The following is a 13,422-nucleotide window of genomic DNA, read 5'->3' as shown; positions in this document are numbered from 1 at the left end:
CGGTAATCCGACGAACGACGACACGTGCGAATTGATCACGCCTACCTCCGGTCCGACTGGTGCAGCGGCGGCGCGACGGTAACAGGTCCGGGCGACATGATGATCAGCGACGGCCGCCGACCGGTTCCCACCCCGACGCCATCGTGGTGCGCCCGCGGCCCACCCGCGGGCAGCGGACGTGACGGTCCCCGGCGGGCGGCGGTCACGGGGTGTGCCGCACCGGTCGGCGGCCGGTCACAGACCGAAGAACGCGAGGTAGGCGTCGAGCTGGTGGGCGAGCATCGGCTCGCCGGGATGCGCCGGCAGTCCCCGCGCGCGAGCCTCGGCCAGCAGCGCGGTCTCCGCCGGCGTCATGATGATGTCGGCGACCAGGGCGTCCGCGGGCAGCTCGGCGACCGGGAACGGCGGCGGGTCGTCGGGGCGCAGCCCCAGGGGCGTGGCGTTGACGGCGAGGTCGGCGTCGGCCAGCAGCGGTAGCGCCGTCGCGCGGACCCGGCCCGGGTACGCGGCCGAGAGCCGCCGCCGCAGCGTCTCCCGTCGTTCCGGGTCCGTGTCGCTGAGCCGCAGCTCCGCCACGCCGGCGTCGAGCAGGGCGACCGCGATGGCGCTGCCCGCCCCGCCCGCGCCGACCACGCACGCCCGGCGACCCCGCGGGTGGTGCCCGGCCGCGGCCAGCCCGCGGACGAAGCCGTCCCCGTCGAAGGTGTCGGCGCTCCAGGTGCCGTCCGGCTCGCGCCGCAGGGCGTTGGCGCTGCCGGCCAGGCGGGCGCGCCCGCTGGCCCGGTCCGCGAGGGCGAGGACGGCGGCCTTGTGCGGCACGGTGACGAGCATCCCGTGCAGGTTCGCCACCCGCTGCAGGCCCCGCACCACCTGGTCGAGGTCGGCCGGGGCCGCGTGCACCGGGACGAGCACCGCGTCGGTGCCGCGCCGGGCCAGCAGCGGGTTGAGCAGCCCGGGGGCGCGGACCTGCGCGATCGGGTCGCCGAGCAGCGCGTACACCCTGGTGGCTCCGCCAATCTCGGTCATCGGTCGGCTCCGGGTGGGCAGGGGACGTCCGGGCGCGGCCGGACCGGGGCGCTGCCGACCCTACGTGACGCGGCGCCCGCCCCGGCGCGGGCCGTCCACGCGACGGCCGGCCACGACGGGTACGGGTCGTGGCTGGCCGGGGCGGCGTCGGGACGCGCCGGGGGTCGGCCGCCTCCGTCGCACCGGGACGGACGCGCCGCGCCCACCCGGCCGGTTGGTCGGGTGGGCGCGGCAGGTGGGTGTGTCCGGCGGGCTCAGCCGCTGGAGGAGGGTCTGCGCAGGGCGTCGCGCACCCGGTCGATGACCGCCAGCGCCGGCCCCAACGCGAGGTTGCCCTTCGCCGACTGGGTGCTCGGGTGCGGCCGGGTGGGGGCGGTCGCCTCCGCCATGCGCACCGCGCCGGCCATCGTGCGCAGCCGGTCGGGTGGCAGGTGCTGGCGCAGCATCGGGAACTCCTGGCGTTCCTCGTAGCGCGCGTGGGCGAGCACGGCGTCGCGCAGCAGGATGATCCCGGTGTCGAAGCCGTCGGCGTCGACACCGCCGGCGATCAGGGTCTGCAACGTCTCCTTGGCCTGACGCTCCTCGGCGAGCCGCTCGTCGACCATCGCGTCGCCGCCACCGACGGGCAGGGTCCGGGCCATCGGGTGGACGACCTCCTCCTCGGCGGTCTCGTGCACGGCGAGGAGCTTGACCAGGTCGTCGAAGGCCTCCCGGCGGGTCTCTCCGGTGCTGCCGATGACCAGCAGGAACAGCTGCTCGATCTGCGCGTGCTGGGCCAGCAGCAGGTCGACGACGTCCTCCTCGGGACCGGGCGTGGCCGGGGTGCCGTTGTCACGCATGGCTGCCGCCCCGCGAACGCAGCGACTCCACCGGGTGGGGCCCCTCGGTCTCGATGCGGTACTCGTCGCCGAAGCGTTCCCGGTGCATGTCGATGACCTGCTCGCTCGGCGGCTTCTGGCCGCCGTGCAGCTGCTGCTGCATCGACTCGAACCGCTCGTGCGCCTCCCGCACGTACCCCTCGCCGATCTTGTTCAGGTCGACCTGGGTGGCGAGCAGGTGTCGCAGGTACTCCTTGTTCGGTTCGAAGGTCAGCGGCTCGGGCAGGCCGGCGTTGCCCACGATCTCCTCCGGCTCGCGACCGTCGTGGCGGCGCAGCAGGTCGGCGGCCTGCTGCAGGTGCGCCAACTCCATCTGCAGGTGCAGCTCCCACACCGCCTTGATCCGCGGGTCGGTCTCCTGCGTCATGAAGGAGTAGTAGAGCCAGCACTCGTTGTACTCGTGGGTGAGCAGCCGCTCCCACCAGTTCTCGCCCGGGTCGAGCAGCGACTCGTAGTGCGTCACGTGCTCCTGTTCGATGAGGCTGATCTCCTGGTAGAGCTGCCGCGCGATCGGCTCCATGTACTGCGGGCCGACATTCATGTAATAGAACATGACCTGCTGCTCGGCCGACAGGATGGTCAGCGCGTGCAGCTTCGAGCGGGGGTCGACGGTGTTGCGGTCGTACGGGGTGCGCACCTCGTCGAACGGGTGCCGGTGCTCCACGATGGTGGGCCGGCCGGGCATGACCTCGGTCAGGCCGTCGACGATCTTCTCGGCCTTGCGGCGTTCCACCATCTCGTAGAGGTTGGCGTAGCGGTACAGATGGTCGAAGTCCTCCAGGACGCCGAACTCGTAGCCCTGCTTCAGGTAGGGGTCCGGTTCGTGCCGGGCCACCCAAGCGGTCAGGTCGACGGCGACCTGCTCGTAGCCGAGCGTCGTCTCCAGCACGCTCGCCACGCCGGGCAGCAGCCAGTTCACCACCCGCTGCTGCTGGCTCTCCAGGTAGCGCACGTACGCCAGCTGCCGGCGGACGTCCTGGTCCGGGCAGTTGCGGGCGAACTGGTGCTGGAAGTTGATCGCCTCGACCTCGATGCCGTTCATCGTGATGATGCGGCAGCGGGTGTACGGGTCGACCGCCTCCGGGTCGATCGGCTCCACGTTGAGCTCACGCCAGTTGCGGATCTGGCTCTCCAGTGGGATTCCCTTGTGCTCCAGCGGATTGAACACGTCATCTCCTCATACGGCCGGGGTGTTCCTGCCGTACCCCGACAGTCCGGCCGAAAACGGCCCACCGCGGTTTTCCCTCCCGGGACTGGTGATTTCACCGATGCGGGCCCGTCGCCACCGCCGAAGACTGATGCGAGTCGATATGCCCCGTCCCGTAGGGAGTTCCCGACGTGTCATCAGCAACCACCACCACCCGTCCCCGTTTCGCCCGCCGAGCCGCCGGGCTGGCCATGGCCGCCGCGCTGGCCGCGACGGGCGCGCTGGCCGCCCCGCCCGCCGCCAGCGCCGCCGCCAACCCGTACGAGCGCGGCCCCGCTCCGACCGTCGCGCTGCTGGAGGCGAGCAGGGGCCCGTTCGCCACCTCGTCGCAGAGCGTCTCCTCGCTCAGCGTGACGGGCTTCGGCGGGGGCGTCATCTACTACCCCACCAGCACCAGCGAGGGCACCTTCGGCGCCGTCGCCATCTCGCCCGGCTACACCGCCGCCTGGTCCAGCATCGACTGGCTCGGGCCGCGGATCGCCTCGCACGGGTTCGTGGTGATCGGCATCGAGACCAACAGCCGCCTCGACCAGCCCGACAGCCGGGGCCGGCAGCTGCTCGCCGCGCTCGACTACCTGACGCAGCGCAGCTCGGTACGCGGTCGGATCGACGCCAGCCGCCTCGCCGTCTCCGGCCACTCGATGGGCGGCGGCGGCAGCCTGGAGGCCGCGGTCGCGCGGCCGTCGTTGCAGGCCGCCGTGCCGCTCGCGCCGTGGAACCTGGACAAGTCCTGGTCCGACGTCCGGGTGCCGACGCTGATCATCGGCGGCGAGAGCGACAGCGTCGCGCCGGTCTCGTCGCACTCGGAGCCGTTCTACAACACCATCCCGGCAGCGTCGGAGAAGGCGTACCTGGAACTCAACGGGGCGAGCCACTTCTTCCCGCAGTCCGTCAACACGCCGACGGCCCGGCAGGCGGTCGCCTGGCTCAAGCGGTTCGTCGACGACGACACCCGCTACGAGCAGTTCCTCTGCCCGGGCCCGAGCGGCTCCGCCGTCGAGGAGTACCGCAACACCTGCCCGAGCGCCTGACGCTCCCCGGGGCGGCCGCCACCCGCGGCCGCCCCGCGGCGCGTGGCCGCCCGGTCGGTGCGCAGATCGTCGGTCGCCGTGCCCGTCGGGCGGCGACCGACGAGCGCGTGCGCCCGGGACGTCGGAGGTATTGACGGCGCATCTCAGAAACGTACACTCCCAGTGTAAATACTGGCGGCTGCCGGGGGGACGGGTCATGGAGCAAGGGCTCGCACTGCACCAGATCGGGGTGCGCTTCGGCGGGCTCACCGCCCTCGACGACGTCTCGCTGCGGGTGCCCCCGGGCCGGGTGGTCGGCGTGATCGGGCCCAACGGGGCCGGCAAGACCACGCTGTTCAACGTCGTCTGCGGCTTCGTCGCGCCGGACTCGGGCTCGCTGAGCCTCGACGGCCGCGCACTGCGCCCGCGCCCGCACCAGCTGACCCGGCACGGCATCGCCCGCACCCTGCAGGGCACCGGCCTCTTCGCCGGGCTCACCGTGCTGGAGAACGTGATGGCCGGGGCCACCCACACGGCCCGCGCCGGATTCCTCGCCGCCCTGCTCGGCCTGCCGCGCAGCGACCGCGACGAGCGCCGGCTGCGCCGGCACGCCCTCGACGTCCTCGACGGCCTGGGCATCGCCGGGCACGCCGGCGCCGCTCCGGGCACGCTGCCCTTCGCCGTACGCCAGCGGGTCGCCCTGGCCCGCGCGCTGGCCGCGCGTCCCCGGCTGCTCCTGCTCGACGAACCCGCCGGAGGGCTGGGCGCCGACGACATCGCCGAGCTGGCGGAGCTGATCCGGGGGCTGCCCCGGCGCGACGCCGACCCGTGTGCCGTGCTGCTGGTGGAGCACCACATGGATCTGGTGATGTCGGTCTGCGACGAGATCGTGGTGCTCGACTTCGGCCGGGTGATCGCCACCGGCACCCCCGACGAGGTGCGCGACGATCCGGCGGTCGCCGACGCCTACCTGGGCGCCGCGGTCGACGAGGCCGCGGCATGACCGGCGACGGCCTGCTCGAGGTGAGCGGCCTGGTCGCCGGCTACGGGGCCGCGCCGGTGCTGCACGGGATCGACCTCACCGTCGCGCGCGGCACCATCGCGGCGGTGGTCGGGGCCAACGGCGCCGGCAAGACCACCCTGCTGCGCACCCTCTCCGGCATGCTGCGTCCGGTCGCCGGCCGGGTCGTGCTGGCCGGGGAGGACCTGCGCGGCGTCCCGGTGGAGCAGCTCGTGCGCCGCGGCATGGCCCACGTGCCGGAGGGCCGCGGCGTGGTCGGCGAGCTGTCCGTGGACGAGAACCTGCGGCTCGGCGGCCTGTGGCGGCGCGACCGGGCCGACGCCGCCCGCGCCCTCGACGAGGTCTACCAGCTCTTCGAGCCGCTGGCCCGGCGCCGCCGCCACCTCGGGCACCAGCTCTCCGGCGGCGAGCGGCAGATGCTCGCCCTGGGGCGGGCCCTGGTCGGCCGGCCCCGCCTGCTGCTGCTCGACGAGCCGTCGCTGGGCCTGGCCCCCCGGGTCGTGGCCCAGACCATGGCGCTGCTGCGCCGGCTGCGCGACGACACCGGGCTGACCGTGCTGCTGGTCGAGCAGAACGTCCGCAGCGCCCTCTCCGTCGCCGACCAGGGGGTGGTGATGTCCCTGGGCCGGGTCGTCAGCACCGCCCCGGCGGCGCGGCTGCGTGACGACGCCGACCTGCGCCACGCCTACCTCGGCTTCTGACCACCTCGTCCCCGCGGGAGGACCGTTGGACCGCTTCGTCTTCCTCACCCTCGACGGCCTCTCCAGGGGCGCGGTCCTCGCCGCGTTCGCCCTGGCCCTGGTGCTGATCTGGCGGGCGGCCCGGATCGTCAACTTCGCCCAGGGCGCGATGGCCGTCGCCGCCGCCTACGTGGCGTACAGCGTCTCCGCCGCGACCGGCTCGTACTGGCTGGGTTTCCTGGCCGCGCTCGCCGCCGGGCTGCTCCTCGGCGCGGTGGTCGACGTGGCGGTGATGCGTTTCGTCGACCACGCGTCGCCGCTCAACCCGGTGATCGTCGCGCTCGGGCTGGTGCTGCTGATCCAGGCCGTCCTCGGCATGGTCTACGGCAGCGAGTTCCTGCCGGCCGGGGCGCCCTTCTCCCGGTCCGCGCTGACCGTGGGCGGGCTCGCCGTCGTCTCGCCGTACGACCTCTTCGTCTTCGCCGCGGTCGGGGTGGTCGTCGTCGCGCTCGCCTGGACCTTCACCCGGACGGCGGTGGGGCTGCGGATGCGCGCGGCGGCCTTCGCCCCCGAGGTGTCGCGGCTGCTCGGGGTGAACGTCGGCGGCATGCTGACCCTGGGGTGGGCGCTGGCCTCCGGGGTCGGTGCGCTGGCCGGCATGCTGGTCATCCCCACCGAGCTGGGCCTGCACCCGCACGCGATGGACCTGGTCTTCGTCTCGGCGTTCACCGCCGCCGTGGTGGGCGGGCTGGACAGTCCGCCGGGCGCGGTGGTCGGTGGCCTCGCGGTCGGCCTGCTGCTCTCCTACGTCAGCGGGTACGCCGGCAGCGACCTCACCCCGCTCGCGGTGCTGGTGCTGCTGCTGGCGGTGCTGCTGGTCCGCCCCGGCGGCCTCTTCGCACCGGTCACGGCGAGGCGGGTGTGAGCGCCACCCGGGCGGCAACTCCGCCGCAGGCCCGCGTTCCCGCCGCCGACGCCGGACCGGCCGACCCCCGCCGAGGCTCGACCCTGCTGCGGCACCTCGGCCTCGCGGCGGTCGCCGCGCTGCTGCTGGTGGCCGCCAGCTACGGGCTGGAGCCGTTCCGCAACTTCCAGCTCGCCACGGTGGCCGCCTACCTCTGCGCCACCGCCGGGCTGACTGTCCTCACCGGCCTCAACGGCCAGCTCTCGCTGGGGCACGGCGCGTTGATGGCCACCGGGGCGTACACGACGGCCCTGTGCCAGAACGCGTTCGCCGACGCCGGGATGACCGGCGGCTGGCTGCTGCCGGTCTCGCTGGCCGCGGCGGTCGTCGCCACACTCGGCGTCGGCGCGGTGGTCGGGGTGGCCGCGGCCCGGCTGCGCGGCCCCTACCTGGCCGGCGTCACCCTGGCCGTGGCGGTCGTGGTGCCGGCGCTGGCCGTCACCTTCGACGGCGTGTTCAACGGGGAGCAGGGGCTGGCGGTGCCGGTCGAGCCCTCGCCGGCGGCGCTCGGCGCCTACTTCCCCTACGAGCGGTGGCAGCTCTGGGTCACCGCGGCGGCCACCCTGCTCGCCCTGCTGCTGCTGGCCAACCTCGTGCGCAGCCGCTACGGCCGCACCTTCCGCGCGGTCCGCGACGACGAGGTCGCCGCCCGTCTCGCCGGCATCCACGTCGCCCGCACCCAGGTCCTCGCCTTCGTGGTCAGCGCCGCCTGCGCCGGCCTCGGCGGGGCCCTGCTCGCGGTGCTCGCGCAGAGCGTGTCGCCCGGGGCGTTCTCGCTGACGCTCTCGCTGTTCCTGCTGATGGCCGTCGTCATCGGTGGGCTGGGCAGCCTGGCCGGTGCGCTCTGGGGTGCCGTCCTGCTGGTCGCCCTGCCGGATCTCACCCACGCCCTGACCGACTGGCTCAGCCTCTCACCGGCTGCGGCGCAGCGGATGGAGGGCAACCTGCCGCTGGCCATCTTCGGGGTGACGCTGATCGTCGTCATGATCGCCGCGCCCGGCGGCGTGCAGGGCCTGGTGGCCCGGCTCGGCCGGGCCCTGGCCGCCCGCCTGCCGCGCCGGCGACGCTCCTGAACGGTCCGGGTCCACCGGACGCGTACCTCGCCCCACCCGCCCCATCACCGAATGACCGGACCGAGGAAAGGTCGGTGTCCACATGCCACCCTCGACACGACGCGCTCTCGCGATCGCCAGCGCCCTCACCCTGCTCGTCACCGCCGCCGGCTGTAGCGACGACGGCGGCGGCGGAGGCCGCGGGCCGGTGCCCGGCGTCACCGACAGCGAGATCGTGGTCGGCACCCACATGCCGCTCACCGGCCCGGCCGCGGCCGGGTACTCCAAGATCGCCCCGGCCACCAAGGCGTACTTCGACTACGTCAACGCCAACGGCGGCGTGCACGGCCGCAAGATCACCTACAAGGTGATGGACGACGGGTACAACCCGGCGAACACCCAGCAGGTGGTGCGTCAGCTGGTCCTCCAGGACAAGGTCTTCGCCGTCCTCAACGGGCTCGGCACGCCGACCCACAGCGGGGTGCTGGACTTCCTCAAGAGCAACCGGGTGCCCGACCTCTTCGTCGCCTCGGGCAGCCGCAGCTGGGACCAGCCCGACCGGTATCCGGGCACGTTCGGGTTCAACCCCGACTACACCGTCGAGGGCAAGATCCTCGCCAACCACGTGAAGACCAGCCTGCCGGGGCGCAAGGTGTGCTTCCTCGGCCAGGACGACGACTTCGGGCGGGACAGCCTGGTCGGGGTGGAGAAGGTGCTGGGCGCGGGCGCGGTGGTGGCCAAGCAGACGTACGTCACCAGCAACCCCAACGTGGCGCCCCAGATCGGCGCGTTCAAGGCGGCCGGGTGCGAGGTCGTCGTCCTCGCCACCGTGCCGGGGTTCACCGCGTTGGCCGTCGGCACCGCCGCCCGGCTGCGCTTCAAGCCCCAGTGGATCGTCTCCAACGTCGGCGCCGACCACCCGACCCTCGCCAAGCAGCTCGGCGAGAACGCGGGGCTGCTGGAGGGCATGATCGGCGCCAACTACCTGCCGATGCAGAACGACGCCGCCAACCCGTGGATCCAGCTCTTCACGAAGGTGAACAAGGAGCACAACGCGGACGCGCCGTTCGACGGCAACACCGTCTACGGCATGGCGGTCGGCTACCTCTTCGTCCAGGTGCTCCAGGCGGCGGGCAAGGACCTCACCCGCGAGTCGGTGCTGGAGGCGGTCGGCAAGGGCGGCTACCAGGGCCCGGGGCTGGCCCCGCTGCGCTATTCCGAGAGCGACCACTCCGGCTACGGCGGGCAGCGACTCAACCGGGTCAGCGGTGGGGTGCAGACCTACTTCGGGCCGACGTACGAGACGGACGAGGGCGACGGGCCGGTCCGCGAGTACACCGCACCGGCGGTGGCCCCGCCGGCCAACGGCATCCCGACGGCCTCCTGATGAGGCGCGGCGCCGGCACGGTCACCCGGTGACCGCGCCGGCGCCGCCGGGCCCGCCCGGTCGTCGGGCGGCGGGGCGGGTGCCGGCGTCCGGCGTCAGCTCAGCCGTTCGACGATCATCGCCATGCCCTGGCCGCCGCCGACGCACATGGTCGCCAACCCGATCTGCTGGTCGTGCCAGCGCAGCGAGTTGAGCAGCGTGGTGGTGATCCGGGCACCGGTCATGCCCAACGGGTGGCCGACCGCGATCGCGCCCCCGTTGACGTTCAGCCGGTCCCAGTCGACACCCAGCTCCCGGGCGCTCGGCAGCACCTGCGCGGCGAACGCCTCGTTCATCTCCACGAGGTCGACGTCGCCGATGGACATGCCGGCCCGACGCAGCGCGTGCCGGGACGCCTCCACGGGACCCAGGCCCATGATCTCGGGGGAGAGGGCGCCCAGGCCGGTGGAGACGATCCGGGCCAGCGGGGTGACACCCAGCTCCCGCGCCCGTACGTCCGACATCACGACGAGCGCGGCGGCGCCGTCGTTCAGCGGGCAGCAGTTGCCCGCGGTCACCGTGCCGTCGGGCCGGAACACCGGCGGCAGCGCCGCCACCGCCTCCAGGGTCACCCCGGGACGCGGCCCGTCGTCGGCGGCGACCACCGCGCCACCGGGCACGGCGACCGGGGTGATCTCGCGGGCCCAGAAGCCGTCGGCGATCGCCTTCTCGGCCAGCAGCTGCGAGCGGACGGCGAACTCGTCCTGGCTGAGCCGGGAGACCCCGCGCAGCCGCGCCACGTTCTCGGCGGTCTGCCCCATCGCGACGTAGACGTCCGGCAGCTCGCCGTCCTCGCGCGGATCGTGCCAACCCGGCACGCCACCGGCGGCCCTGGCGGCGGTACGGCCCAGGGCTTCCGCGAAGGCGGGGTTGGTGCTGCCGGGGTGCCCGTCGGCACGGCCCCGGTCGTAGCGGGAGACGCACTCCACCCCCACCGACAGGAAGGCGTCTCCCTCGCCCGCGCGGATGGCGTGCAGGGCCATCCGGGTGGTCTGCAACGACGACGAGCAGTACCGGTTGACGGTGGTGCCGGGCAGCTGGTCCAGCCCGAGCAGCGTGGCGACCACCCGGGCGAGGTTGTGGCCCTGCTCGCCGGCCGGCTGCCCGCAGCCGAGCATCAGGTCGTCGATCTCCCGCGGGTCGAGCGCCGGTACCTGGTCGAGGGCGGCGCGCACGATGGTCGCGGCCAGGTCGTCGGCGCGCAGGTCGCGCAGGGACCCCTTGCGGGCTCGCCCGATCGGTGACCGGGCGGCGGCGACGATGACGGCTTCGGGCATGACGACGTCCTCTCCGAGGCGGGCAACTATCTGCATCGACAGTGCTGTTAGTGCGCCGGTCTGTCAATGGAGTGTGACGCGTCCATCGATGTTCCGTCGTTGACGGCCGTGACCGCGCCTCCTACTATCTGCATCGTGGATGCAGATTCAGGGCGGCTCGCGGGGCGGGTCGCCCTCGTCACGGGCGCCAGCCGGGGCATCGGTCTGGCCGTGGCCCGGCGGCTGGTCGCCGAGGGCGCCCGGGTGGGCGTGACCGCCCGGCACGAGGAGGCCCTGGCCGAGGCGGTCGCGGCGCTCGGCGGGCCGGCCCGCGCGGTGGCGGTCGCCGGCCGGGCCGACGACGCGGGGCACCGGCGGGCGGCGGTCGAGGCCGTGACGGAGGCGTTCGGCCCGGTGGACCTGCTGGTCAACAACGTCGGCATCAACCCGGCGTACGGCCCGCTGGTCGACCTGGACGCGGCCGCGGCCCGCAAGATCCTCGACGTCAACGTCGTCGGCACGCTCGGCTGGGTGCAGCAGGTCTGCGCCGCCGGGATGGGGGCCCGGGGCGGCTGCGTCGTCAACGTCTCGTCGATCGCCGGGCGCACCGCGTCGCCCGGCATCGCCTTCTACGGCGTGAGCAAGGCCGCGGTCGACCACCTCACCGCCTGCCTGGCCGTGGAGCTCGCCCCGACCGTCCGGGTCAATGCGGTCGCCCCCGCGGTGGTGAGGACGCGCTTCGCCGCCGCACTGCACGAGGGGCGCGAGGAGGAGGCCGCCCGGGCGTACCCGCTCAAGCGGCTGGGGCTGCCGGACGACGTCGCCGGGGCGGTCGCCTTCCTCGCCTCCGACGACGCGTCCTGGATCACCGGGCAGACCCTGGTGCTCGACGGCGGGGTCGGCCTCGCCGGCCGGCTGAGCGGATGAGCGCGCCCGGTGGGGGCGGGTCGGCCGCCGGGCCGCCGGCCCCGGGGCGGGACGGCGCGGCCGGCCCGATCGCGGGCGGGATCGGCCCGGCCGGCGGGAATCGGCGCGCCGCGACGATCGCGGCGTGCCGGTGGACCGGCCGCGCAGGGGCGTGCCGGGACCTGGCTAGACTCGGCGGGGCGGTGCGGGCGACGTGGCGGGGATGAGGGGGCGGACGCGGATGGGCGGTGCCGAGGCGCCGGTCCGGGTCGACGGCCGGACCGCTCGGGCCGAGCGCACCCGGGCGGCCATCGTCGAGGCGCACCTGGCGCTGATCTCCGAGGGTGACCTGCGGCCGACCGGCGAGCGCATCGCCGAGCGGGCCGGCATCTCGCTGCGCACGCTCTGGACGAACTTCAAGGACATGGAGACCCTCTTCGAGGCCAGCGGCGCGGAGCTGCTGCGGCAGCAGGACGCCGCCTACCGCCCGATCTCGCCCGCGCTGCCGCTGCCCAGGCGGGTCGACGCGTACTGCCGGCAGCGGGCCCGGCTGCTCCAGCTCATCGCCCCGTCGGCACGGGCCGCCCAGATGCGCGAGCCGGTCTCCGACCAGCTGCACCGCAACCGCCTCAAGCACATCGAGCGGGTCCGCGACGAGGTGGAGCAGCTCTTCGCCGCCGAGTTGGCGCAGGCCGGCCCGGCCCGGGAGCAGGTGGTGAACGCCCTGGTGGCGGCGAGCATGTGGTCGGCCTGGTCGATGCTGCGCGACGGGCTGGGGCTGGGCGTGGACCAGGCCCGTGCGGTGATGGCCCGGACGGTCGCCGCCCTGTTGGCCGACATCGGGGCGCGCTGACGCGTGATCGGGCGCCGAGGCGCTCCGTGCCCTTTCCAACGGGCTACCAATAGGTAACACTCGATCCATGGTTACTGCATCGTCAGTGCAAATAACCGTACTGCGGGGCCGCGCCGAGGAGTGCGCCGCGATTCGCCGCCTGCTCGGCGACCTGCCCGGGGGCGGGGGAGCGCTGCTGGTCCAGGGCGAGCCGGGCTCGGGCCGGACGGCGCTGGTCGACTACGCGCACCGGCAGGCCGAGGGCTGTGCCGTGCTGGCCGGTGCCGGGCTCGCCGAGGAGGCGAGCCTGCCGTACGCGGGACTGCAACGCCTGCTGGACCCGGTGCTCGACCGGGCGGGGGCGCTCCCGGAGGAGCAGCGGCGGGTGCTGCTGCGGGCGCTGGCCGGCGCGGGCTGCCCCGCCCACCGCCGCCTGGCCCTCTGCCTGGCCGTGCTGAACCTGCTCGCCGCCACCGCGCGGGAGCGCCCGCTGCTGTGCACGGTGGACGACGTCGACCGGGGCGACCGGCCCACCGCCGACGCGCTGGCGTTCGTCGCCCGCCGCCTGCGCCGCAACCGGGTGGCGGTCCTGCTCACCACCACCACCGACGTCGCGCTCGACGGCATACCCCAGCACCGGCTCCGGCCGCTCGCCGACGCGGACGGTGCCGCCGTGCTCGCCGACCGGATGGCCGGACGGCCGCCCGCGCCGCCGGTGGCCGCCGCGCTCAACGCCGCCGCCGGTGGCAACCCCCAGGCGCTGGTCGACCTGGCCGAGGTGCTCACCCCGGGGCAGTGCCGGGGGGAGGAACCGCTGCCCGAGGCGCCGCCGCCCGAGGGCAGGCTCGGCCGGGCCCACCGCTCCCGGCTCGACCGGTTGCCGGCCGACACGCGGCGGGTGCTGCTGCTCGCCGCGCTCGACGAGGACGGCGAAGTGGCCACCCTGGCCCGGGCCGCCCGGGTCGCCGGTGCCGCCGTCGAGGCGCTCGCGCCGGCAGAGCTCGCCGGCCTGGTGCGCGTCGGGCCGCGCCGGGTCACCTTTCCACAGCCCCTCGTGCGCGCCGTGGTCCGCGCCGCCGCGCCGCTGGCCGCCCGGCGCGCGGCGCACCTGCTCCTCGCCGGCGTGCTCGACGGGGCCGGGCACCGGCTGCGCCGGGCCGGGCA

General features: G+C 74.6%; 13 protein-coding genes. 9 read left to right on the top strand and 4 right to left on the bottom strand.

The window, feature by feature from the left end; all coding sequences use genetic code 11:
• Positions 1–234: 234 nt before the first annotated feature.
• From V6V16_RS20390 to V6V16_RS20380, 3 genes are all read right to left on the bottom strand, one after another.
• Positions 235–1,026: a shikimate dehydrogenase family protein gene (locus tag V6V16_RS20390; protein ID WP_334564352.1), complete on the bottom strand. Its 792-nt coding sequence runs from the start codon at positions 1,024–1,026 to the stop codon at positions 235–237.
• 254 nt (positions 1,027–1,280) lie between these two features.
• Complete coding sequence (locus V6V16_RS20385) at positions 1,281–1,865, bottom strand: hemerythrin domain-containing protein (protein ID WP_334564349.1); 585 nt, start codon at positions 1,863–1,865, stop codon at positions 1,281–1,283.
• Positions 1,858–3,072 (bottom strand): hypothetical protein, encoded by a 1,215-nt coding sequence (locus V6V16_RS20380; protein WP_334564347.1) that lies wholly within the window; start codon positions 3,070–3,072, stop codon positions 1,858–1,860. Before V6V16_RS20380 ends, V6V16_RS20385 begins: the two co-directional genes overlap by 8 nt.
• Before the next feature lie 230 nt (positions 3,073–3,302).
• On the opposite strand from V6V16_RS20380, the gene V6V16_RS20375 reads away from it, so the two are divergent.
• The 6 genes from V6V16_RS20375 to V6V16_RS20350 all read left to right on the top strand — a co-directional run bounded on the left by V6V16_RS20375 (position 3,303) and on the right by V6V16_RS20350 (position 9,225).
• Positions 3,303–4,142: an alpha/beta hydrolase family protein gene (locus V6V16_RS20375; RefSeq protein ID WP_334564405.1), complete on the top strand. Its 840-nt coding sequence runs from the start codon at positions 3,303–3,305 to the stop codon at positions 4,140–4,142.
• A gap of 196 nt (positions 4,143–4,338) precedes the next feature.
• Positions 4,339–5,124, top strand: a complete 786-nt coding sequence (locus V6V16_RS20370; protein ID WP_334564345.1) for an ABC transporter ATP-binding protein — start codon at positions 4,339–4,341, stop codon at positions 5,122–5,124.
• The gene (locus tag V6V16_RS20365; RefSeq protein WP_334564342.1) at positions 5,121–5,843 is read left to right on the top strand and encodes an ABC transporter ATP-binding protein; all 723 of its coding nucleotides are present in this window, start codon (positions 5,121–5,123) and stop codon (positions 5,841–5,843) included. The genes V6V16_RS20370 and V6V16_RS20365 overlap by 4 nt, the downstream gene beginning before the upstream one ends.
• A gap of 25 nt (positions 5,844–5,868) precedes the next feature.
• Positions 5,869–6,747: a branched-chain amino acid ABC transporter permease gene (locus V6V16_RS20360; protein ID WP_334564339.1), complete on the top strand. Its 879-nt coding sequence runs from the start codon at positions 5,869–5,871 to the stop codon at positions 6,745–6,747.
• Positions 6,744–7,859, top strand: coding sequence for a branched-chain amino acid ABC transporter permease (locus tag V6V16_RS20355; protein ID WP_442934117.1), 1,116 nt, complete (start codon positions 6,744–6,746; stop codon positions 7,857–7,859). The genes V6V16_RS20360 and V6V16_RS20355 overlap by 4 nt, the downstream gene beginning before the upstream one ends.
• 82 nt (positions 7,860–7,941) lie before the next feature.
• Positions 7,942–9,225, top strand: coding sequence for an ABC transporter substrate-binding protein (locus V6V16_RS20350; RefSeq protein WP_334564336.1), 1,284 nt, complete (start codon positions 7,942–7,944; stop codon positions 9,223–9,225).
• Between the two features lie 95 nt (positions 9,226–9,320).
• Here the strand turns inward: V6V16_RS20350 and V6V16_RS20345 are convergent, their stop codons facing one another.
• Positions 9,321–10,541, bottom strand: a complete 1,221-nt coding sequence (locus tag V6V16_RS20345) for an acetyl-CoA C-acetyltransferase (RefSeq protein WP_334564334.1) — start codon at positions 10,539–10,541, stop codon at positions 9,321–9,323.
• A 135-nt stretch (positions 10,542–10,676) separates the two neighbouring features.
• Between V6V16_RS20345 and V6V16_RS20340 the strand changes: the two genes are divergently transcribed.
• From V6V16_RS20340 to V6V16_RS20330, 3 genes are all read left to right on the top strand, one after another.
• On the top strand, positions 10,677–11,447 hold the full coding sequence (locus tag V6V16_RS20340; protein WP_334564332.1) for an SDR family oxidoreductase: 771 nt from the start codon (positions 10,677–10,679) through the stop codon (positions 11,445–11,447).
• 220 nt (positions 11,448–11,667) lie between these two features.
• Positions 11,668–12,279, top strand: coding sequence for a TetR/AcrR family transcriptional regulator (locus V6V16_RS20335; RefSeq protein ID WP_334564401.1), 612 nt, complete (start codon positions 11,668–11,670; stop codon positions 12,277–12,279).
• 85 nt (positions 12,280–12,364) lie between these two features.
• A partial coding sequence (locus tag V6V16_RS20330; RefSeq protein WP_334564330.1) for an ATP-binding protein occupies positions 12,365–13,422 on the top strand: 1,058 nt, incomplete at its 3' end.

The organism is Micromonospora sp. CPCC 205561 (assembly GCF_036906775.1).
GTDB lineage: Bacteria > Actinomycetota > Actinomycetes > Mycobacteriales > Micromonosporaceae > Micromonospora.
The sequence above is the reverse complement of the archived record's forward strand: the minus strand, read 5'-3'. Positions and strand labels throughout refer to the sequence as shown.

Coding starts and splice junctions, on each gene's coding strand:
- V6V16_RS20375 (WP_334564405.1), top strand. CDS start 3,303: ATGGCCGCCGCGCTGGCCGCGACGGGCGCGCTGGCCGCCCCGCCCGCC.
- V6V16_RS20370 (WP_334564345.1), top strand. CDS start 4,339: ATGGAGCAAGGGCTCGCACTGCACCAGATCGGGGTGCGCTTCGGCGGG.
- V6V16_RS20335 (WP_334564401.1), top strand. CDS start 11,668: ATGGGCGGTGCCGAGGCGCCGGTCCGGGTCGACGGCCGGACCGCTCGG.
- V6V16_RS20390 (WP_334564352.1), bottom strand. CDS start 1,026: ATGACCGAGATTGGCGGAGCCACCAGGGTGTACGCGCTGCTCGGCGAC.
- V6V16_RS20385 (WP_334564349.1), bottom strand. CDS start 1,865: ATGCGTGACAACGGCACCCCGGCCACGCCCGGTCCCGAGGAGGACGTC.
- V6V16_RS20365 (WP_334564342.1), top strand. CDS start 5,121: ATGACCGGCGACGGCCTGCTCGAGGTGAGCGGCCTGGTCGCCGGCTAC.
- V6V16_RS20350 (WP_334564336.1), top strand. CDS start 7,942: ATGCCACCCTCGACACGACGCGCTCTCGCGATCGCCAGCGCCCTCACC.
- V6V16_RS20345 (WP_334564334.1), bottom strand. CDS start 10,541: ATGCCCGAAGCCGTCATCGTCGCCGCCGCCCGGTCACCGATCGGGCGA.